21 protein-coding genes are annotated in these 19,649 nt (G+C 68.7%); 11 read left to right on the top strand and 10 right to left on the bottom strand.

Annotation, left to right across the window (positions count from 1 at the left end; all coding sequences use genetic code 11):
* Positions 1–9: 9 nt before the first annotated feature.
* The gene (locus tag ACFP3H_RS05110; RefSeq protein ID WP_378600311.1) at positions 10–444 is read left to right on the top strand and encodes an ATP-binding protein; all 435 of its coding nucleotides are present in this window, start codon (positions 10–12) and stop codon (positions 442–444) included.
* Positions 445–477: 33 nt separating this feature from the next.
* On the opposite strand, the gene ACFP3H_RS05105 is transcribed toward ACFP3H_RS05110, so the two are convergent.
* Entirely contained in the window at positions 478–1,488 is a 1,011-nt protein-coding gene (locus ACFP3H_RS05105) for a glutathione S-transferase family protein (protein ID WP_378600309.1), read from the bottom strand.
* A gap of 237 nt (positions 1,489–1,725) precedes the next feature.
* Between ACFP3H_RS05105 and ACFP3H_RS05100 the strand changes: the two genes are divergently transcribed.
* From ACFP3H_RS05100 to ACFP3H_RS05085, 4 genes are all read left to right on the top strand, one after another.
* Positions 1,726–1,899 (top strand): CsbD family protein, encoded by a 174-nt coding sequence (locus tag ACFP3H_RS05100; RefSeq protein ID WP_378600307.1) that lies wholly within the window; start codon positions 1,726–1,728, stop codon positions 1,897–1,899.
* A 97-nt stretch (positions 1,900–1,996) separates the two neighbouring features.
* A complete protein-coding gene (locus ACFP3H_RS05095; RefSeq protein WP_378601587.1) occupies positions 1,997–3,547 on the top strand; it encodes an MFS transporter in 1,551 nt (516 codons plus the stop codon).
* Positions 3,548–3,626: 79 nt separating this feature from the next.
* Positions 3,627–4,520: a hypothetical protein gene (locus tag ACFP3H_RS05090; protein ID WP_378600305.1), complete on the top strand. Its 894-nt coding sequence runs from the start codon at positions 3,627–3,629 to the stop codon at positions 4,518–4,520.
* A 69-nt stretch (positions 4,521–4,589) separates the two neighbouring features.
* Complete coding sequence (locus tag ACFP3H_RS05085; RefSeq protein ID WP_378600303.1) at positions 4,590–5,273, top strand: PAS and ANTAR domain-containing protein; 684 nt, start codon at positions 4,590–4,592, stop codon at positions 5,271–5,273.
* A gap of 19 nt (positions 5,274–5,292) precedes the next feature.
* On the opposite strand, the gene ACFP3H_RS05080 is transcribed toward ACFP3H_RS05085, so the two are convergent.
* From ACFP3H_RS05080 to ACFP3H_RS05050, 7 genes are all read right to left on the bottom strand, one after another.
* Entirely contained in the window at positions 5,293–5,766 is a 474-nt protein-coding gene (locus ACFP3H_RS05080) for a hypothetical protein (RefSeq protein ID WP_378600301.1), read from the bottom strand.
* Between the two features lie 59 nt (positions 5,767–5,825).
* Positions 5,826–6,110 (bottom strand): hypothetical protein, encoded by a 285-nt coding sequence (locus ACFP3H_RS05075; protein ID WP_378600299.1) that lies wholly within the window; start codon positions 6,108–6,110, stop codon positions 5,826–5,828.
* A gap of 97 nt (positions 6,111–6,207) precedes the next feature.
* Positions 6,208–7,002 carry a SigB/SigF/SigG family RNA polymerase sigma factor gene (locus ACFP3H_RS05070; RefSeq protein WP_378600297.1) on the bottom strand — a complete coding sequence of 265 codons (795 nt, stop codon included), beginning with the start codon at positions 7,000–7,002 and terminating at the stop codon, positions 6,208–6,210.
* A gap of 50 nt (positions 7,003–7,052) precedes the next feature.
* Positions 7,053–7,253 (bottom strand): hypothetical protein, encoded by a 201-nt coding sequence (locus ACFP3H_RS05065; RefSeq protein WP_378600295.1) that lies wholly within the window; start codon positions 7,251–7,253, stop codon positions 7,053–7,055.
* Positions 7,254–7,363: 110 nt separating this feature from the next.
* The gene (gene pepN / locus ACFP3H_RS05060; RefSeq protein ID WP_378600293.1) at positions 7,364–9,832 is read right to left on the bottom strand and encodes an aminopeptidase N; all 2,469 of its coding nucleotides are present in this window, start codon (positions 9,830–9,832) and stop codon (positions 7,364–7,366) included.
* Between the two features lie 17 nt (positions 9,833–9,849).
* Positions 9,850–11,682 carry a glutamine--fructose-6-phosphate transaminase (isomerizing) gene (glmS, locus tag ACFP3H_RS05055; RefSeq protein WP_378600291.1) on the bottom strand — a complete coding sequence of 611 codons (1,833 nt, stop codon included), beginning with the start codon at positions 11,680–11,682 and terminating at the stop codon, positions 9,850–9,852.
* Positions 11,683–11,709: 27 nt separating this feature from the next.
* Positions 11,710–11,979 (bottom strand): hypothetical protein, encoded by a 270-nt coding sequence (locus ACFP3H_RS05050; protein WP_378600288.1) that lies wholly within the window; start codon positions 11,977–11,979, stop codon positions 11,710–11,712.
* Between the two features lie 233 nt (positions 11,980–12,212).
* Here ACFP3H_RS05050 and ACFP3H_RS05045 point away from each other — a divergent pair, with 233 nt between their 5' ends.
* Positions 12,213–13,712 (top strand): hypothetical protein, encoded by a 1,500-nt coding sequence (locus tag ACFP3H_RS05045; RefSeq protein WP_378600286.1) that lies wholly within the window; start codon positions 12,213–12,215, stop codon positions 13,710–13,712.
* 4 nt (positions 13,713–13,716) lie between these two features.
* Here ACFP3H_RS05045 and ACFP3H_RS05040 read toward each other — a convergent pair whose 3' ends face one another.
* Positions 13,717–14,244 (bottom strand): TerD family protein, encoded by a 528-nt coding sequence (locus tag ACFP3H_RS05040; RefSeq protein WP_378600283.1) that lies wholly within the window; start codon positions 14,242–14,244, stop codon positions 13,717–13,719.
* Positions 14,245–14,424: 180 nt separating this feature from the next.
* On the opposite strand from ACFP3H_RS05040, the gene ACFP3H_RS05035 reads away from it, so the two are divergent.
* The 5 genes from ACFP3H_RS05035 (at position 14,425) to ACFP3H_RS05015 (ending at position 19,075) form a co-directional block, all read left to right on the top strand.
* Entirely contained in the window at positions 14,425–15,351 is a 927-nt protein-coding gene (locus tag ACFP3H_RS05035) for a TauD/TfdA dioxygenase family protein (RefSeq protein ID WP_378600281.1), read from the top strand.
* A 100-nt stretch (positions 15,352–15,451) separates the two neighbouring features.
* Positions 15,452–16,093 carry an ABC transporter permease gene (locus ACFP3H_RS05030; RefSeq protein WP_378600278.1) on the top strand — a complete coding sequence of 214 codons (642 nt, stop codon included), beginning with the start codon at positions 15,452–15,454 and terminating at the stop codon, positions 16,091–16,093.
* Positions 16,093–17,364, top strand: a complete 1,272-nt coding sequence (locus tag ACFP3H_RS05025) for an ATP-binding cassette domain-containing protein (RefSeq protein ID WP_378600274.1) — start codon at positions 16,093–16,095, stop codon at positions 17,362–17,364. The genes ACFP3H_RS05030 and ACFP3H_RS05025 overlap by 1 nt, the downstream gene beginning before the upstream one ends.
* Positions 17,361–18,098, top strand: a complete 738-nt coding sequence (locus ACFP3H_RS05020) for an ABC transporter permease (RefSeq protein WP_378600272.1) — start codon at positions 17,361–17,363, stop codon at positions 18,096–18,098. Before ACFP3H_RS05025 ends, ACFP3H_RS05020 begins: the two co-directional genes overlap by 4 nt.
* The gene (locus tag ACFP3H_RS05015; protein ID WP_378600270.1) at positions 18,095–19,075 is read left to right on the top strand and encodes a glycine betaine ABC transporter substrate-binding protein; all 981 of its coding nucleotides are present in this window, start codon (positions 18,095–18,097) and stop codon (positions 19,073–19,075) included. The genes ACFP3H_RS05020 and ACFP3H_RS05015 overlap by 4 nt, the downstream gene beginning before the upstream one ends.
* 16 nt (positions 19,076–19,091) lie before the next feature.
* Here the strand turns inward: ACFP3H_RS05015 and ACFP3H_RS05010 are convergent, their stop codons facing one another.
* Positions 19,092–19,571, bottom strand: a complete 480-nt coding sequence (locus ACFP3H_RS05010; RefSeq protein WP_378600267.1) for a hypothetical protein — start codon at positions 19,569–19,571, stop codon at positions 19,092–19,094.
* Positions 19,572–19,649 lie beyond the last annotated feature (78 nt).

The following is a 19,649-nucleotide window of genomic DNA, read 5'->3' as shown; positions in this document are numbered from 1 at the left end:
GGAGCCACGTTGAACAACCCGCCGGACAGATCCATGGCGCAACGCCACGTCCGCACGACCACGCTCGGCATGGACGTCAAGGCCGAGATCAGTCAGCTGCTGATGTTGCGCGCGGTCGCCGAGACCGCCGCGATGGTCGCCGGCTTCTCGATGGACGAGGTCACCGATCTGCGGGTGGCCCTCGACGAGATCGCGACCTGCCTGATGCAGCACGCGGTCCCCGACACCCTGATCCGCTGCGAGTTCGCCGCCGACAAACAGGGCATGCGCGTGCAGGTCAGCTCGGTCTCGACGGTGCCGGACCCGATCGACGAAACCGGCCTCGGCTGGCAGGTTCTCAAGGTCACCACCGACCACATCAGCATCGACTCCGCCCCCTACGACCCCACCCTCGACGGCCGCCCCGTCACCGTCACCCTCGAACGAGCCCGCGGCCACCGCTGAATTCGGCCGGCGGACTTCGTCGGTGAGCAGGACTCACGCGATCGGGGGGACGCGTTCGGCCGGGTGTGGGGGCGGCGGTGGGGTGCCTTCGCCGAAGGGGCGGCCGCCGAGTTGGTCTCGGTGGTGGGGGGTGAGCCAGTTGGACAGGTCGGGGCCGTCGGGGATGATGGCGGTGGGGTTGATGTCGCGGTGGACGGCGTAGTAGTGCTCTTTGATCTGGGCGAAGTCGATGGTGTCGCCGAAGCCGGGGGTGTGGAACAGGTCGCGGGCGTAGGCCCACAGGACCGGCATCTCGCTGAGTTTGCTGCGGTTGCACTTGAAGTGGCCGTGGTAGACGGGGTCGAAGCGGGCCAGGGTGGTGAACAGGCGCACGTCGGCTTCGGTGATGGTGTCGCCGACGAGGTAGCGCTGGGTGCTCAGCCGCTCGCTGAGCCGGTCCAGCGCGGTGAACAGGCGGGTGTAGGCGGCGTCGTAGGCGTCCTGGGAACCGGCGAAACCGCAGCGGTAGACGCCGTTGTTGACCTCGCGGAAGACCTCGCGATTGAGCTCGTCGATCTCGTCGCGACGCGCCTCGGGGTACAGATCGGGCGCACCCGCGCGGTGGTAGGCGGCCCACTCGGTGGAGAAGTCGAGGGTCATCTGCGCGTAGTCGTTGGTGACCACCTGCCCGGTGCCGATCTCGACGAGCGCGGGCACGGTGATGCCGCGCGGATAGTCGGGGAACCGGGCCAGGTACGCGTCGCGCAGCCGGTGGATGCCGAGCACCGGATCGACCCCGCCCGGATCCAGATCGAAAGTCCAACTGAGCTTGTCGTGGGTGGGCCCGCACAGTCCCACCGACAGCACCGGCTCCAACCCGAGCAGTCGCCGCACGATCAGCGTGCGATTGGCCCACGGACAGGCCCGCGCCGCGACGAGCCGATACCGTCCCGGCTCGACCGGATATCCCTCGCTCCCGTCGGCGGTGATCCGCGTGGTGATGTAGTTCGTATCCCGACGGAACTCACCCTGTTCGACGTAGCTGCCCGCACCGGCATCGCTCATCTGCCCAGTCTGGCACACGCGGTGTCGCGCGCTGGCGAACCGAGAAGGGCCACCGGTGCGCCGCGCCTCCCTCGACGCGGGGACACGCGCGAAAGACGTTGTGGGAAATGCGAACACGAGAAGAACTCTCGGACGCGCTGATTGCCCCCGCGAGACCGGGGTAGGTCGTAGATGGGTCCTACGGACGGCCCGCGACCACCCCGGTGGTCGAGTGATCTGGCTGGAAGGAACGCAATCATGAGTCTCGCGGACAAGGCGAAGCACAAGGCCGAAGAGCTGGTCGGCAAGGCCAAGGAGGCCGCCGGCAAGTCGACCGATGACCGCTACCTCGAGCACGAGGGGCGCGCCGATCAGTCCAAGGCGAACCTGAAGGACGCGGGCGAGAAGGTCAAGGACGCGTTCCGCGACTGATCGTCGTCGCCGCGCCCCGGTGGTCGTCACGGCCACCGGGGCGCCGGTGTGTCTGGTACTGCGACGAACTCGCCAGTAGCCTGTGCCCGTGAGACCGATGGGCAAAGCGCCGAGCGGAACGGCGCGACCCGGTGTCGCGCTGACCGCAGTAGCTGTCGTGGTGTTCGTGACCTTCCTCGACACCACCGTGGTGAGTGTGGCGCTGGGGGACATCCGGCGTGATCTGAGCGCCGACGTGACGATGTTGCAGTGGGTGGTCAACTCCTACACCGTGGTCTTCGCCGGCCTGATGTTGGCCGGCGGGTCGCTGGGGGACCGGTGGGGGCGCAAGCGGGTGATGATCGCCGGGCTGGTGATCTTCTGCGCGGGGTCGGTGATCTCGGCGTTGGCGAGCAGTGTCGCGATGCTCGTGGTGGGTCGGGCCGTGATGGGTCTGGGCGCGGCGGCCTCGGAACCCGGCACGCTGTCGGTGCTGCGACACATCTTCCCGGACAACAAGACTCGTGCGAAAGCGGTCGGCGTGTGGGCGGCGGTCTCGGGCCTGGCGCTCGCGGCCGGGCCGGTGCTGGGCGGGGTGCTCGTGCACCTGTACGGGTGGCGCTCGATCTTCTGGTTCAACCTGGTGATCGCGGCGGTGGCGTTGATCGCGGCGCTGTGGTCGGTGCCCGAGAGCGCCGACCCGCAATCCGGGCGGATCGACTGGGCCGGTGCGCTGCTCGGCGCGATCGCGTTCGGGTCGGTGATCTACGCGGCGACGCTGGGCCAGGACCTCGGCTATACCGCGCCCGCGGTGGTGGTGCTGTTCGGAGTCGGGGTGTTGGCGCTGGTGGCCTTCGTCGCCGTCGAACGACGAGCCCGCGCGCCCATGCTGAATTTCCGCTATCTGCGGCTGCCGATCGTGCGCAGCGCGCTGGTGGTGGCCTTCGCCGTGTACTTCGGCATCTTCTCCATCTTCTTCTTCACCGCCCTGTATCTGCAGGTGATGCAGTCCTATACGGGCGCGCGCACCGCCTGGGTGTTCGCGCCGATGGCGGCCACGATCGTGATCGGCTCGCTGGTGGCCGGGTACTGGGTGGCCCGGCGCGGGGCGCGGATGCCGATGATCCTCGGCTGTGTGATCGGCGCGGGCGGCATCCTGGCGACCCGGCACATGCTCTCGGGCACCATTCACGATCCGTCCCTGGCCACCGCGATGGCGGTCGCCGGGTTCGGTTTCGGCATCGCGGTGGTGCCGTTGACCTCGGCGGTGCTGTCCGGGGTGCCCGCCGAACACTCGGGAATGGCTGCCGCGGTGACCAATACGATGCGCCAGGTCGGTTCGGCGTTCGGGGTCGCGGTGCTCGGGGCCCTGGTGAGCGGGTTCCTCTCGGCGGATCTGAAGGCGCGCATGGACGAACTCGGCCTGCCGACCTCGCTGCAACCCGACGCGATCCAGGCCGTGGAGTTGGGCAAGATCCCCGAGGGCGTGGATATCGGGCCGTACCTGAAGTACCTGTCGAAGGTCTCGGAGGTACTCAACGCGGGCAAGGCGGCCTTCCACCACGGACTCGACGTGGCATTGCTGGTCTCGGCGATCATGATCCTGGCCGCGGCGGCGTTCACCGCCTACGACACGACACGTCGTCGGGAGCCCGCCGCGACGCCCTGAGAAACGGCGCGCGAGGGGGTAAATTGGCCCTGGCCAGTCACATCCCCGATGCGGGTGCGGCCGTCACAGGAGGCGCGTCATGGTCCAGCACACTCCACAAGCCCCGGTCCGGCCCTCGGGCTGGTGGATCGTGGTCGGCGCCCTGGTGATCGTGCTCGGCGTGATCAGCGCCGTCGCGGTCGGCGTCACCGGGTTCGTCAGGATGAGCGGCGACATCGACAGCTTCCAGCGTGTCGAGGTGCCGGGTTCGGGCGAACTCGACCTCGACGCCGGTGACTACACCATCTACTTCGAATATCCCGGCGCCTCCTCGGCGGGCACCCCCGAATCGGTGTGGGTCGCCCTCACCGATCCCGCCGGCGAGGAAGTGCTGATCGAGGACTACAGCTCCCGCCAGACCTACGGACTCGGCGGGCACGAAGGCCGCGCGATCTTCACCTTCCGGGTCGACGAGAGCGGGGTGTACACCCTCGACACCGAGGGTGGCCCCAACATCACCGTGGCGGTCGGCCACAGCCTGGGCTCCTCGATCGTGGGCACGGTGCTGATCGCGCTGGCCATCGGCTTGATCAGTGTGTTCGTGGGGTTGGCGATCCTGCTCACGGCGGTTATCCGGCGCAGTCGGGCGCGGCGCAAGCTCACGCGCGGTCCGGGTGGGCCCGGTGGTCCCGGATTCGGTGGGCCCGTCGGTCCGGGTGGCGAGAGCGGGTTCGGTGCGCCCTTCGGACCTGGTGGTTCCGGTGGTCCCGGTGGCTATGTCGGACCCGGCGGTCCCGCTGGTGTCGGCCGAGGCGGCTATGGCGGGCCGGGTGGCCCCGGCGGACAGGGTGGATTCGGTGGACCGTACGGTCCCGGCGGTCAGGGTGATCCCGGTGGATCGGGTGGTTCCTTCGGCCCGGGTGGGCCCGGTCGACCGGAGGGTCCCGGTGCTCCGCCGCCGACCGGGTGGCCCGCACCTCCGCAGCACCCCTGACCTGCGGCCGGGGCAGAAGTTCCCCTGGTTGTGCGCGACCTGTCGGACCGGTGAGCGATACTGCTTATCGTGAGTTCGATCGACCGACCAGTGCCCGAAGCCGTCGCCGTGATCAATACGGTGATCGGCGCGCAAGAGTGCTCGGATGTGGGGTCGTTCCGGTTCTGGTTCGCCGATCAGCGGTGGGAGTGGTCCGACGACCTCGCCGCGATGTACGGGTACGCGCCGGGCGAGGTCGAGCCGACGACCGAGCTGTTGCTCTCGCACCGCCACCCCGAGGACCAGCAGGACCTGGAGTCGGCGCTCACCGCCGCGCTCGACGCCGGTGACCCGGTGTGCGGGCGGCACCGGATCGTGGACACCTCGGGCGCCACCCGCGAGGTGATCATCGTCGGTGACCACATGGTCGACGACGAGGACACCGTGATCGGCACGACCGGGCACTACATCGATGTCACCGACCGCCTCGCCGAGGAGCGCCGCGACACCCTCGACGACACCGTGCCCGAACTGCTCGAGGCGCGCGCGGAGATCGAACAGGCCAAGGGCGCGCTGATCCTGATGTACGGGATCAGCGCCGACCAGGCGTTCAAGGTCTTGCAGTGGCGTTCCCAGGAATCCAACGTCAAGCTGCGCGAGATCGCCGCGCAGATCGTCGAGGATGTCCGCTCGCTGGACCCGCAGGTGCCGGGCTGTCGCACCCGTTTCGACCACCTGCTGCTCACCGCGCATCAGCGTCGTCGCCCGGACTGACCGCGAACGCGCCCGGCGCTCACGGCATTTCGATGGTCTCCCCGCGCGCGATCTCGGCGATGGCGCGCCGGACGCACTGATCCGGCGGGGTGTCGGTGAGATCGGCGAGGTACTCGATCAGCAGGATCGCCGCGGGTCGCGGGTTCGACGGCGCGCGATCGGGGTCCTCGGCCTCGTCGATGCCGAGCGCGCCGGTGAGGGCGGTGATGATCGCGCCCGGGTCGACGGTGGGCAGCCAGGCCGCCGAACGCCGCACCACGGCTGCCAGTACCGCGCGTACGTCGTCGCCGGTGAGGCCGTCGGGGTGCGCGGTCTCGAGCAGTTCGCGGATGATCGCCGACAGCACCGTGGTGAGTTGATCCGCGGGCAGGTCGGCGAGATCGGCTGTCGCGTCGGTGAATCCGGCGGGATCGGCCGCGTGCGCCGCGGTGACGGCGGAGTCGACGCCGCTCGCGATCGCGCGGGCGGGTGCGGGCCACTCGGTCGGCCACATGGGGGGAGTCTCCTCGGTGCTCGGGCTGCGCTGGCCCGCACCAGCCTACGCAGCGCGCGTCATCGACTCGGTTCGGGGAATTGGCATTCGGAGACCTTGGGGTTGACGCCGAGGTAGTTGAGCGGGCCCGCCAGCACCGTGAGGCCGATCGTGCCCCAGGCGCCGCAGTTGACGGGTGCGCTGGTGAAGTGGTCGCGCTGCACGGCGGCGATGAGCCCGGAGCCGAACCAGACCAGCATCAGCACCGAGAGAAAGAATTGCGCGAATTGGTGGCGTGGTCTGGCGCGGATCTCGCGCACTTCACGGATCTCCCGGTCACGTCGACGTCGGCCGTATGTTGTCATCGCCACACCTTCCCGCTCCGGTGGCCACCGCCACGACACGCGAAGTACTTCCGTCAACAGTGCAGGTCGGCGCCCCTCGAGTCAATGGTGGGTTTTCTCAGGCGACCGAAACGGGCTCGGCGTCGGCGTCGGCGCGCAGCCCGCCGAGCAGGGTGGCGAGTTTGCGCGACACGCTCATCTGGGAGACGCCGAGGCGTTGCGCGATCTCGCCCTGGGTGAGGGTGTCGTAGAAGCGCCAGATCAGCAACTGCTGGTCCTGGGCCGACAGGCGCGCCAGCAGGGGCGCCATGGTGACCGTCTCCTCGGTGAGCCGGAAATGCGGGTCTTCGGCGCCGACGGTCTCGGCGACGGTCATGCCGGGATCGCCGTTGGCGTCGCGGGCGGGGGTGTCGAGGCTGCGGGTCTGGAAGGCGTTGGCCGCGACCAGGGTTCGCGCGACATCGGTGACCGGCACCGCGAGCGCGGCGGCGATCTCGTGCGCGGTGGGCGCGCGATGGAGCTGCCGACTCAGTGCCTCGGTACTCGCCCGGACCCTGCCCTGCAGTTCCTTCTCGCGGCGCGGCACGTGCAGCGGCCACAGGTGGTCGCGGAAGTGCCTGCGCACCTCGCCCATGATGGTGGGGACGGCGAACCCGAGGAAGGGCGAACCGGTGGTCACGTCGTAGCGGTCGACCGCCATGACCAGCCCGAGGCGGGCGGTCTGGAGCAGGTCGTCGAAGGGTTCGCCGCGCCCGGAGTACTTGCGGGCGATGTGTTCGGCCAACGGCAGGCAGACCTCGATGATCCGGGCGCGCACGGTCTCGTGCTCGGGGCCGCGGGGATCGGTCAGCGCCCAGTGGGCGAAGAGGGGTTCGGCGTGTTCGTAGGTCCGGTGGTCGGTGGTGTGGGACATGCGGATCAGCTCCTGAGCCTTCGGAGGTCTACCGGTGCGGCGCAGTGAACCTAGAGTTGGTGCGGGCCGAGCATTTTCAGCGTCGTCATCATGGCCAGCGCCAAGCCGACGGCACCGACGATCGCCGCGGGCAGCGATCCGGTCAGGGCCGTCAGGCCGACGAGGAAGAACACGCAGGTGGCCAACATGATGGTGGTGCTGGTCAGATCCATGCTCGGCGTACTCGGTGCCCGATTACGTGAGTTGGTCATGTCAGTAGAGTTGACCACCGCGAGGGTTATTAAACTGTTATCGGTCGACAGGGATTGACAGCGCGCGAATTATCCCGTTTTATGTTTGGCCCGCCGAGAAAAGGGAATACCTAAATCCGGGCGCGTACCCGCAGGTCTCGCGCGAGATGATCGCGCTGTTCGATCACCAGTCGCAGCAGGGCCCGCGGTGCTTCCGGATTGGCCGCGAGCCACCGGTCCACCGCGTCGAGGGTGTTCGCGGCGGGGAACAGGCCCACCACGATGCGGCGCGCGATCTCGATGCTGCGCTGTTCCCAGACCGCGCGCAGCGCGGCGAAGTAGGCGTCGTCGTAGCGTTCGATCAGATCGCGGCGCCCACCCGCGCGGAAACCGTCGATGATCGCGTCGAGGTGGTCGTTGGACAGGGTCGTGTCGCCCAGCGCCGCGTCCCACGCCTCGGCTTTGACCTGCGGTTGCGGGCGGGCGGCGAGTGCGCGCAGGTGCGCGGTGCGGCCCGAGGCGGTGTCGTCGTGCTCGAGCGGGGCGGCCAGGTCGGCGGCGCTCGCGTGCCCGGTGGCCGCCAGCGCGGTCCACAGCGACCATCGCAGATCCGGGTCCAGCGCCAAGCCCGCCGGTGTCTTGCCGGCCAGCAGTGCGCGGATATCGTCGGCGCGGTGACCGTCGACCGAGGCCGCCGCGGCGCTCGCGCGCGCCCACGCCAGTTGCGCACCCGAACCTGGTTCAGCGGAATGCAGTGTGGTCCAGCAGGATTCGAGCCAGTCGGCGCGCCAGGTGTCGCGCGCGGGGGCCGGCAGGTAGTGGCCGATGGTGAAGGCGGCGTTGGCCAGGACCGCGGTGAGCAGGGCCATGTTCGTCTCGGCGGGAGCGAAAGCGCGGGCCATCCGCAGGTAGCGGTCGGCGGCGAGTTCGCCGTCGCGCACCGCGTTCCACAGGGCCGACCAGATCAGCCCGCGCGCCAGCGGATCGGTGACCCGGTCCAGCGAGGTCTCCACGGTGGCAAGGGAATCGGGGTCCAGGCGCACCTTCGCGTAGGTGAGATCGCCGTCGTTGAGCAGGCGCAGCGCGGCGGGGGCGAGGGTCACGGGGGTGCGTTCGTCGGCGATGTCGAGTTCGGTGCGCTCGCGCAGGACCAGGTCACCGGCGGAATCGAAGTCGTAGAGGCCCACCGCGAGTCGGTGCGGCCGCGGATCGGTCTGGACGATCTCACCGTCGGTCAGCGTCAGGGTCGACACCCCGGTCGTCTGCAACCACGCCCGCGCCCAGTCGGCGAGATCCCGCCCGGAATCGGCCGACAATTCCGTGAGCAGATCGGCCAGGGTCGTATTGCCGAACGCGTGCGCGCGGAAATAGCGGCGCACCCCGGTGAAGAATTCCGCCCGACCCACATAGGCGACCAATTGCTTGAGCACGCTGGCGCCCTTGGCATAGGTGATGCCGTCGAAATTGAGTTTGGCGGCCTCGAGATCGGTGATATCGGCGACGATCGGGTGCGTGGTCGGCAACTGATCCTGCAGATACGCCCACGCCTTGCGTCGGTTGGCGAAGGCCACCCACGCGTCGGTCCACTCGGTGGCCTCGGCACTGGCCAGCGCGCCCATGTAGTCGGCGAAGGATTCCTTGAGCCACAGGTCGTCCCACCAGACCATGGTGACCAGATCGCCGAACCACATGTGCGCCATCTCGTGCAGGATGGTGTTCGCGCGGCCCTCGTACTGGGCGGCGGTGGCGGCCCCGCGGAAGACGTACGCCTCGGTGAAGGTGACCAGGCCGGGATTCTCCATCGCGCCCAGGTTGTATTCGGGCACGAAGATCTGGTCGTACTTGCCCCACGGGTAGGGGTAGTCGAACTGCTCGGCGAAGAAGTCCAGGCCCTGCTTCGTCACCTCGAGCACGGTGTCGGCGTCGAGGTACCGCGCCAGCGAGGCGCGGCAGTAGACACCGAGGGGGATGGTGAGTTCGCCTCGCGCCCAGACGGATTCGACCCGGTGGTACGGGCCCGCCGCGATCACGGTGATGTAGGTCGAGATCGGCAGGGTGGGGGAGAACTCGACGCGCTGGTTCGCCCCGTCGGCCTCGGTCACGGCGGCGGGGCGGTTCGACAGCACCTCCCAGCCGGCCGGCGCGGTCACCGTGAAGGTGAACGGCGCCTTCATATCCGGCTGCTCGAAGCAGGCGAACACCCGCCGCGCGTCCGCCGGTTCGTACTGGGTGTAGAGGTAGGTCGCGCCGTCGACCGGGTCGAGGAACCGGTGCAGCCCCTCACCCGAGCGGCTGTACGCACCGGTGCCCCGCACCACCACCACATTCGACGCCGCCAACCCGCTCAGGCCGATCCGCGCCCCGTCGTAGTCGACCTCGACCTCGACCCCGTTCACCGTCACCGACTCGACCGACAGGCCGAGGAAATCCAGCCAGGTCCGGTCCGTCGCGGCGGTGAACTCGACGGTGGTCGTCGTGGGGAAGCCCGCACGCCGCTGATCCGGCGCCCCGGACAGGTCGAGCTCCACCCGGTAGTCGCCGACGGTGACCGCCGCCGAACGTGCGGCGGTCTCGGAACGGCTCAGATTCGCGGTAGTCACGCCGACGATCCTGCCAGCTACTCCACCGTGACGCTCTTGGCGAGGTTGCGCGGCTTGTCCACGTCGCGGCCCAGCGCCATCGCGGTGTGGTAGGCCAGCAGCTGCAGCGGAATGGTCAGCAGCATCGGGTCGAGTTCGGGCGAGACCCGAGGCACCCGGATCACCTCGTCGGCGACATTGTCGGGCAGATCGGCGTTGGTGACCGCGATGACCGGACCGCCGCGGGCTTTGATCTGCTCGATCGTGCTGATGTTCTTCGACAGCAGCTCGTCGTCGGGCACCAGCACCACGCTCGGCATCTCCGGATCGATCAGGGCCAGCGGCCCGTGCTTGAGCTCGGAGGCCTGATACGCCTCGGCGTGCACATAGGACACTTCCTTGAGCTTCTGCGCCCCCTCGCGCGCCACCGGCCACGCCCGGACCCGGCCGATGAAGAACATGCTGCGGGCCTTGGCGTAGCGGTGGGCGATCTCGGCGATCGCGTCCTCGTCGGCGATGACCTCGTCGATGGCGTCGGGCAGCGCGCGCAGACCGTCGACGATCCGATTGCCGTCGGCCGCGGACAGGTCGCGCACGCGACCCAGCAGCAGCGCCAGCATGGTGAACGAGACCGTCATATTGGTCAGCGCCTTGGTGGAGGCGACCGAGATCTCCGGGCCCGCGTGCAGGAACACACCCGCACCGCACTGGCGCGCGATCGCGCTGCCGACGGCGTTCACCGCGCCGATGACCCGCCCGCCCTTGCGCTGCAGTTCCTGCACCGCGGCCAGGGTGTCGAGGGTTTCGCCGGACTGGCTGATCGCGACGTAGAGCGCGTCGGGATCGACCACCGGATTGCGGTAGCGGAACTCCGAGGCGGGTTCGGCGGTGGCGGGGATGCGGGCCAGTTCCTCGACCACCTGGGCGCCCAGCTGGCCGGCGTAGTAGGCCGAACCGCAGCCCAGGAACACGACCTTGCTGATGCTGCGCAGTTCGCGCGCGTCCATGTTCAGCCCGCCCAGATGCGCGGTGGCGAAGCGGTCGTCGAGGCGGCCGCGCAGGGCCCGGCGCACCGCGTCGCTCTGCTCGGCGATCTCCTTGCGCATGAAATCGGGGAAGCCGCCCAGGGCGTAGTCCTCGGCCACCATGTCGATGGTGGTCGGGGTCTTGTCGGTCTGCTCGTGGTCGGGAGACAGTGTGCTGGTACGGAATTCGCCGTCGCGCACGGTGGCCAGCTCGCCGTCGTCGAGGAACACCACGCGCTGGGTGTGGTGGACCAGCGCCGCGACATCGGAGGCGACGAACATCTCGCCGTCGCCGACGCCGAGCACGATGGGGCTGCCGTTGCGGGCCACCACCAACTCGGCGGGACGGCGCGCGTCGAGCACCAGCAGGCCGTAGGTGCCGCGGATGCGGTGCAACGCCAGGCGCACGGCGTCCTCGAGCGACTCGGTGGCGTCGAGTTCGCGGGCCACCAGGTGCGCGATCACCTCGGTGTCGGTCTCGGAGACCAGTGTCACGCCCAGCTCGGTCAGTTCCGCGCGTAGTTGCTCGGCGTTCTCGACGATGCCGTTGTGCACGACCGCGATGCGACCGCTGGTGTCGGTGTGCGGGTGGGCGTTGGTGTCGCTGGGTTCACCGTGGGTGGCCCAGCGGGTGTGGGCGATGCCGACGGTGCCGCGGACCGGCGCGGCGTCGACCCGGTCGCGCAACTGCTGCACGCGACCCTTGGTCTTGACCACGCGCAGCTTGCCGCGATGGGGCAGGGCCAGACCGGCCGAGTCGTAGCCGCGGTACTCGAGCTGTTGCAGCCCTTCCAGCAGCACGGGCACCGCCTGGCGATGCCCGATGTATCCGACGATTCCACACATGGCGTGAACCCCTTACCCGTAGTCGATTTATCCGTACACGATGCGACGCAGTTGCCGTTCGGTGAATGTCGGCGCCGCGACCGGACGCTGGGCGAGTTCGGCGTCGAGCCGCTGCCAGATCTCGGCGTTGCGCAGCTCGCGCGCCTGCAGCTCGGCATGGCGGCGGCGCACGAACTGCTCGGCCGTCTCGTCGAAATAGCCGACCACATCGGCGACGACGCGCGCCGCCACTCGCTCGGGCAGACCGGTGGAGGCCACGACATAGCGGACCAGCTCGGTGGGTACCCCGTCATTCACTCGGACGATCTTGCCTCCCGGCCGCGATTTCACCAACATACGTGCCCGATATCGGGCAGAAAGTTATCAGACAGGCGATTTCGGCGACATTTCGCCTGGTCGCGCGTCGGCGGGGTGTTCCATGCTGTTACCGCCTTGTGAAGGTGTGAACCGCGACTTGCGGACAGTTTGCTGGAAAGCTCTACAGGGGCACGGCACGCATCCGAGTGGAGGTTGTGGTGAGGCGGCATCGAATGAGCGACGCGTTCAGTGATCAACTCTTCTTCGCAGGACCTTCGCCGACCTCGGCCGAGTCGCAGGGTCGACCCGAGTATGTGGTGGACGCGGCCATCGTGACGGTCGCCGAACAGATCGTGCGCACCGGATTCGACAACGCCGACTCCGCCCACCGACGCCTGCGCCGCTTCTGCTCGTTCGCCAAAGCCGAAGGGGCCATGGTGAATTGCCTGCTCGGTGCGGCGACCACGGTCGAGGACGGTGGCGCGGTGCCGTTCGTGGGACGCGTCGTGGGCCGGCTCGGACACGCGGAACTGCTGTTCGAACTGGCGCTGGGGGAATCGCGGATCGACCCGTTCGACGGCACCCCGGTCGAGCACAGTGTGCCGCCGGGGTCGATGTCGGAGTTGGACTTCGAGTTCGTCATCGCCCAGGCGAGTGAACTGGTCGATAGCTTGTTGTTACCGAATTACCTGGCCCTGCTGGAATGGCGCGACCTCACCGGCGAGGCGCCCCGCTCGCGCCAACCGCAGCAGTCCGCCGCGCTGCTCTACGAACTCAACGAACGACTCGCCCCGGTGCTGGGGGAGATGCCGCTGGCCTGGCTGCTGCTGCACTACGCCGAGTTCGGGGTCGCGCCGCTGGCGGATTCGATCCATCGCGCGCTGCTGCGCACCAACGCCGCCGACGCGGTCACCGCCGCGCGCACCGCCGCGGCGGCGCTCACCGCGATGTCGTATGTGTCCCCGTCGGCGCGGCTCGACGGGTTGTCGGTGGTGTCGCGGCGGCCGAGTCATCAGCCGACGCTGGTCACCGGCAATCACGTGATGGCCGATGTGGTGTGCGCGCTGTCGCGCTGTGACACCACCAACGGCTGGCAGGCCGACGCGGAGTTGCTGCGCACCGCCGACGCGCAGACCGTCGGGTGGCTGCTGGCCGAGGAACGTCGCCATCCGCGCGAACCCCGGTGTGGCCGTGGCAGTCTCATGGCCTCGGCGATCGGGCTCGAGATCGCGCTCGGGGTCGACCACGCCCGCGGTGCGGCCCCGATCACCGCGCCCTCACCGGCCGCGATCAGCGCCGATCTGCTGCGGGTGCTTCGCCTGCCGTGGGATCGGATCCCCGACGCCGCGCGCTACACCCCCGCGCACCTGCACGGGGTGCTGCGCCTGGCCTGTTGCGCGATGGATTCGATGAGTCCGGGCGCGGCCGAGGCGACCGAGCTGCTGCACCGGGCCGCGGATCGGGCGATTCCCACGCTGAGCGCCCGCCCGGATCCGCCGATCTACCTGCAGGGCGCGCTCGCGCTGCTCGAGGCCTGGCACAGCAGCGGCCCGATGGGCGCGCGTTCGCTGCTCGACGCCACCGAGCCCATCGCGCCGGTCGTGTTCACCACCCTCATGCTGGTCACCACGGCGCTGATCCACATGGCGGCCGAGGAGTTCGACGCGGACGTCACCCAGGTCTTCGACGCGCTCGAGACCCGGCTGCGCGCGCGCGATCGCCTCGCGGAGTGAGGTCTCAGCGCAGGTAGACCCCGAGCTGGGGGACCGCGTCGGCGACGTGCTGGGCCAGGATCGGCTGCCCGATCAGCGTGAAGACCCAATCACCTTGCGGGCGTTGGAGTGTGCCGAAGACCAAGCCGGTGCTCGGGCCCGCCGCGGACAGTTCGAGTCGGACCGCCTCGACCCCGGCGGCATTGTCGACCAGGCGACAGAATCCGTTCGCGACCTGTCCGAGTTGCTGCCCCTGATAGCTGGTGACCAGGAAGACGATCGTGGTCACCGCCGGATCGAGCAGGCTCAGATCGACCACGATGACCTCGTTGTCGCCGTCCCCGTCACCGGTGACGCTGTCGCCGTGGTGGCGCAGCGCGCCGTCCCGCGAGGTGAGCTGTTCGTGGAAGGCGACATCGGTGAACTCGTCCCCGGCGAAGGCCAACGCCGCGGCGTCGATGTCGATATCGGTGCGCGAGAGGGCGGCCACGTCGGTGGCGCCCGCCGGGTCCCAGCCGACGCCGAAGGTGAGGTAGGTCAGTGGTGCGGTCATGCGGAGCTCCTGGTCGACCGTGGCCACCGGAGCCACGGTGGTTGCGGTCTTCCCGAGTCCGGTGTTCGTAAACATCCGATCGCGGCGGGGGGAGTTCGGCTCACCCTGAATTCAATGGTGGTCGCGGCCGGTCGCGGGTGGTTTCGTGTGATCATCCGGGATCGAAGGGAAGGCCAACGTATGTCTGTCGGTGACGCAGCGGTGTCGGGAGTGCGCGTGGTCAAGCTGGGTGCCCACCTCGGCGCCCGGATCGAGGGCGTGCGGCTCGGCGGCGGGCTCGACGCGCGCACGGTCGCCACGGTGCGGGCCGCGCTGGCCGAGCACAAGGTGATCTTCTTCCGCGATCAGCACCACCTCACCGAGGACGGGCAGTACGAGTTCGCGCAGCTGCTCGGCAACCCCACCACGCCGCACCCCACGGTGACCTCGGCGGGCGCCAAGAGCCTGGCCATCGATTCCCAGCACACCCGCTCGAACGTGTGGCACACCGATGTCACCTTCGTCGACCGGGTGCCCCACGCCTCGATCCTGCGGGCGGTCGCGCTGCCCAGTTACGGCGGTTCGACCACCTGGGCCTCGACCGTGGCCGCCTACAACGCGCTGCCCGAACCGCTCAAGCGACTGGCCGAGAGTCTGCGCGCGCGCCATTCCAACCGCTACGACTACGCGGCCGAGATCGAGGACCGCACCGCCGATTCCGACGCCGCCTACCGTCGCGAATTCGAGTCCACCTACTTCGAGACCGAGCACCCCGTCGTGGAGGTACACCCCGAAACCGGTGCGCGCGCACTGCTGTTGGGCTGCTTCGTCTCCGAGATCGTCGGGGTCTCGCGCAGTGAGTCCGCGGCGCTGTTGCGGCTGTTCCAGGATCGGGTCACCCGTCTCGAGCACACCACCCGCTGGGACTGGTCGCTCGGCGATGTCGCCATCTGGGACAACCGCGCCACCCAGCACTACGCCATCGACGACTACGACGGCAGCGAGCACCGCAGGCTCACCCGCATCACCCTGGCCGGGCCGGTACCCGTCGGCGTCGACGGCGCGACCAGCACCGTCATCGCCGGGGACGCGCAGCCCTACGCCGCGCCACTCGAGCGGGCGGCCTGAACCGCACCTCCCCGGTCCGACCGGCGCCGTCGACTATCCTGCGACGGCATATTCACCCGCGATCAGCTACCCACTGCCCCCGCTCGATGATGGGAATGTCGTGAATTTGTGGAATTACGTCCGCGGGCGAGGCGAACTGCTGAGCTTTCTCACCTACCAGCACGCCTCCCTCGCCTTCCAAACAGTGCTGGTCGGAACGGTGGTCGCGATCCTGATCGCGGTGGCGGTGTATCGCCTGCCGCTGGCCTCGGCGCTGACGCTCACCTCGAGCCGGGTGGCGCTGACGATCCCGTCGCTGGCCCTGCTGGCGCTGCTGCTGGTGCCGTTCGGGCTCGGCGTGGTGCCCTCGTTCATCATGCTGGCGTTCTTCGCCGCGCTGCCGGTGATCGGCAACGCCATCGTGGGGTTGCGTTCGGTGCCGCCGACGGTCGTGGAGTCCGCGCGCGGAATCGGGTTGTCGCGCTGGCGGATTCTGCTGACCGTGGAACTGCCGATCGCGTGGCCGGTGATTCTGACCGGGATCCGGGTCTCGACGCAGATGATCGTCGGTGTCGCCGCGATCGTGGCCTATGTGCTCGGCCCCGGGCTGGGCTCGCTGATCTTCAACGGACTGTCCCGTCTCGGTGGCGCCAACGCGCTCGAAATGGCGTTCACCGGAACGATTCTCATTGTTGCCATCGCGTTGGTCTTCGACGCGCTCCTCGTCCTGCTCGGACGCCTCACGATTGCCAAGGGACTGTGATGACCGATGTGACCAGCCAGCCGGCCGCGGCGGCGCCGCAGCGCAATGTGACCGGTGAATCCATCACCCTCGACGGTGTCGTCAAGCGCTACAAGGGCCAGGACACCCCGGCGGTGCACAAGCTCGACCTCGAGATCGAGGCAGGCCAGATCGTCGCCTTCGTCGGTCCGTCCGGGTGCGGCAAGACCACCACGCTGAAGATGATCAACCGCCTGATCGAACCCACCGAGGGCCGGATCCTCATCGGCGGCCGCGATGTCACCCGCGAGGACCCCGACAAACTGCGCCAGTCCATCGGCTACGTCATCCAGTCCGGCGGGCTGTTCCCGCACTGGACCGTCGCCAAGAACATCGGCGCGATCCCCCGGGTGCTCGGCTGGGACAAGAAACGCATCGCCGAACGCACCGAGTACCTCCTGGACCTGGTCGGCCTCGACCCGAAGACCTTCGCCGATCGACTGCCCAAGGACATGTCCGGTGGGCAGCAGCAGCGCGTCGGGGTGGCCCGCGCGCTCGCGGCCGATCCGCCGGTGCTGCTGATGGACGAACCCTTCGGCGCGGTCGACCCGATCACCCGGGTTCGCCTGCAGGACAGCCTCATCGCGATCCAGCACGAACTCGGCAAGACCATCGTGATCGTCACCCACGATTTCGAGGAGGCCACCAAACTCGGCGACAAGGTGCTCATCCTGTCCGAGGGCGGCCACGTCGAGCAGTACGCCAAGCCGGAGGAGATCCTCACCGCGCCGGCCACGCCGTTCGTCGAGGAATTTGTCGGATCCGGCGCGAAACTGGCGTATCTGACGGTGTCGCGGGTGCGTGACGTGGAGGTCGACCCGGTGACGACCGCCCGGATCGGCGAGTCCTCGAAGACGGTGATCGGGCGCGCGAAGGCCGCCAAACATACCTGGGTGGTCGTCGTCGACGACGCCGGGCGGCCGCGTTCGTGGCCGTCGCTGGGCGAGGTCGCGAGCAAGCCCGAAGTTTCGGACTACCTCGATCGGCGCCTGCCGGTCGTGGCCCAGTCCTCGACGCTCAACGACGCGCTCGACGCCATGCTCGCCGCCAGTCAGGGCGCCACCCTGGTCACCGACGGGCGCGGAGCCGTGGTCGGGTCGCTGAGCATCGGCTCGGTGACCGAGGTGATCCAGACCAAGCTCGCCGAAGGCCACGCCGCGGTCGAGGATCTGTCCTACGAGACCTATGTCGACGGCACCGATCACACGCCGACGCCGGTCGTCGCCGCCGACGACGAGGTCGGGCCCGCATGAGTCGATTGCGCCGGGTTCCGATCGACGTCTGGTTCGAACCCCTGATCATCGCGGTGATCGGCATCGGGTACCTGTTCTGGTACCGCTCGGCCACCTTCACCGCCACCGAACAGGCCTCGCTCGGCTGGGCCAACCTGCAGAACACGATCGTCGACCACATCAAGCTCACCGTGGTGGCCACGCTGATCGTGGTCGTGGTGGCGATTCCGTTGGGCATCGCGCTGACCCGGCCCGCGCTGCGGCGACTCGAGCCGGTCGCGGTGAACATCGCCAATATCGGGCAGGCCGCGCCCGCGGTGGGGCTGCTCGTGCTGTTCACGTTCTGGCTCGGCACCGGATTCCGCACGGCCGTGGTCGGTTTGGTCGTCTACGCGATCCTGCCGATCCTGCAGAACACCATCGTGGGGTTGCGCCAGGTCGATCAGCGCACCATCGAAGCCTCGCGCGGCATCGGCTTCTCGGCCACGCGGACGCTGGTGCAGGTGGAGTTGCCGCTGGCGGTGCCGGTGATCCTCAACGGGGTGCGCACCGCGCTGGTGATCCTGGTCGGCACCGCGACGCTGAGCACGTTCATCGGCGCGACGAGCCTGGGCACCCTGATCACCACCGGTGTCACCCTGTTCCTGCCCAAGTTGCTCATCTCCGGCGCGGTGCTGGTGGGGCTGCTGGCATTGATCATCGACTGGCTCGGTCGACTCGTCGAACTGGCCGCGACCCCGCGAGGAATCTCATGAGACACCCACGGCTGGTCCCGCTGATCTCCGCACTGACCGCGACGGTCGCGCTGCTGGCCGGGTGCGGGTTGGTGAGCTCCTCGGGCACCTTCCACGACGCGAGCCTGCCCGACGGGCAGCGACCCCTGGACGGGGCGAAGCTCACGGTCACCTCCAAGAGCTTCACCGAGGGGGTGCTGCTGGGCAAGATCACCGCGACGTATCTGGCCGCGGCGGGCGCCTCGGTGACCGACCTGACCGGTGCGCCGGGTTCGGCGTCCTCGCGTCAGGCCCAGCTCAACGGGGACGCCGACATCCTGTGGGAGTACACCGGCACCGGGTGGGTGAACTACCACAGCGAGACCGAGACGATCGCGGACCCGCAGGAGCTGTGGCAGCGCGTCCACGATGTGGAGAAGCGCGATTACGACCTGGAGTGGATGGCCCCGGCCAACTTCAACGACACCTACGCCTTCGCCGCGGCGACACCGACGGCCCAGAACCTGAAGGTGAAGTCGCTCTCGGACGTGGCCGCGCTGCCGGTATCCGAGCGGACCTTCTGCGTAGACGACGAATTCTTCAGTCGCTCCGACGGTTTCCTGCCGATGCTCGAGAAATACGGCATCCCCTACAACGACCCCAACGGTGTCCCCGCGGGCAACGTGACCCGCATGGACGCCGGCGTCGTCTACACCGCCACCGCCAAATCCGACCCCTGCCACTTCGGCATGGTCTACACCACCGACGGCCGCGTCAAGAACCTCGACCTGTTCGTCCTCGACGACGACAAGAAGTTCTTCCTCCCCTACAGTGGCACCGCCGTCGTGCGCGGCGCCATCATCGAGCAGTACCCCCAACTCCGCGACCTGCTCGGCGCCATCTCCGAACGCCTCACCGACGACCTGATGCGAGACCTCAACGGCCGCATCGACATCGACGGCGAAGACCCCTCCGACGTCGCCTACGACTGGCTGAAAAGCGTCAACCTGATCAGCTGACCAGCCCGTGCCGACCTCATTGTCGAAGAGCTGAATCGAGACTGTCGAGTATTTCAACGAACTCGGCAGTCTCGATCGCGACCTCGAAGACCCGACCCTCGTGCTCGGGGTGCTCGAGGAAATGAGCCTCGCGCCAGAACTGCCACGTGACGACCAGCTGGTCGGCGTCGTGGAAGGCGTAGGCCAGCACATTGTCGGTGGTCGGTCCCCACCGCAGGAACCAGAACCGCTCGCGCAAGGCGTCGGCCGCCGTGGCACCGAACCGGTGATGAGTGGCGACAGGGGACAGGTCGGCAAACGGCAACGACGGAACCTGCCCGGACCGCACCGAGGCGGCGGTCTCCCGCACCGAGCCACGGAACTGTTCGACGAAGACCATATTGTCGTCGCAGGTCAACCACTGGCCTGCGGCCCACAGGTCCACGCGACGCAACCCCGAAGCCGGATCCCCGACTTCGACGGCGAACCTGTTCTTCTCACCCAGCATGACCGACACCCGGACACGATGTCAGCTCCGTCGGCTTTCGCACAACCGGGCATGCGCAGTCGAAGAACCCGTCGTGCGCCACGGGCT

Source organism: Nocardia lasii (genome assembly GCF_042658545.1).
Lineage (GTDB): Bacteria > Actinomycetota > Actinomycetes > Mycobacteriales > Mycobacteriaceae > Nocardia > Nocardia lasii.
The sequence above is the reverse complement of the archived record's forward strand: the minus strand, read 5'-3'. Positions and strand labels throughout refer to the sequence as shown.

What these genes read in the sequence shown, in the direction of transcription:
- ACFP3H_RS05105 (WP_378600309.1), bottom strand. Translation starts at nt 1,488, where the DNA reads ATGAGCGATGCCGGTGCGGGCAGCTACGTCGAACAGGGTGAGTTCCGT.
- ACFP3H_RS05100 (WP_378600307.1), top strand. Translation starts at nt 1,726, where the DNA reads ATGAGTCTCGCGGACAAGGCGAAGCACAAGGCCGAAGAGCTGGTCGGC.
- ACFP3H_RS05095 (WP_378601587.1), top strand. Translation starts at nt 1,997, where the DNA reads ATGGGCAAAGCGCCGAGCGGAACGGCGCGACCCGGTGTCGCGCTGACC.
- ACFP3H_RS05090 (WP_378600305.1), top strand. Translation starts at nt 3,627, where the DNA reads ATGGTCCAGCACACTCCACAAGCCCCGGTCCGGCCCTCGGGCTGGTGG.
- ACFP3H_RS05080 (WP_378600301.1), bottom strand. Translation starts at nt 5,766, where the DNA reads ATGTGGCCGACCGAGTGGCCCGCACCCGCCCGCGCGATCGCGAGCGGC.
- ACFP3H_RS05075 (WP_378600299.1), bottom strand. Translation starts at nt 6,110, where the DNA reads ATGACAACATACGGCCGACGTCGACGTGACCGGGAGATCCGTGAAGTG.
- ACFP3H_RS05070 (WP_378600297.1), bottom strand. Translation starts at nt 7,002, where the DNA reads ATGTCCCACACCACCGACCACCGGACCTACGAACACGCCGAACCCCTC.
- ACFP3H_RS05065 (WP_378600295.1), bottom strand. Translation starts at nt 7,253, where the DNA reads ATGACCAACTCACGTAATCGGGCACCGAGTACGCCGAGCATGGATCTG.
- glmS (WP_378600291.1), bottom strand. Translation starts at nt 11,682, where the DNA reads ATGTGTGGAATCGTCGGATACATCGGGCATCGCCAGGCGGTGCCCGTG.
- ACFP3H_RS05045 (WP_378600286.1), top strand. Translation starts at nt 12,213, where the DNA reads ATGAGCGACGCGTTCAGTGATCAACTCTTCTTCGCAGGACCTTCGCCG.
- ACFP3H_RS05040 (WP_378600283.1), bottom strand. Translation starts at nt 14,244, where the DNA reads ATGACCGCACCACTGACCTACCTCACCTTCGGCGTCGGCTGGGACCCG.
- ACFP3H_RS05035 (WP_378600281.1), top strand. Translation starts at nt 14,425, where the DNA reads ATGTCTGTCGGTGACGCAGCGGTGTCGGGAGTGCGCGTGGTCAAGCTG.
- ACFP3H_RS05025 (WP_378600274.1), top strand. Translation starts at nt 16,093, where the DNA reads ATGACCGATGTGACCAGCCAGCCGGCCGCGGCGGCGCCGCAGCGCAAT.
- ACFP3H_RS05020 (WP_378600272.1), top strand. Translation starts at nt 17,361, where the DNA reads ATGAGTCGATTGCGCCGGGTTCCGATCGACGTCTGGTTCGAACCCCTG.
- ACFP3H_RS05015 (WP_378600270.1), top strand. Translation starts at nt 18,095, where the DNA reads ATGAGACACCCACGGCTGGTCCCGCTGATCTCCGCACTGACCGCGACG.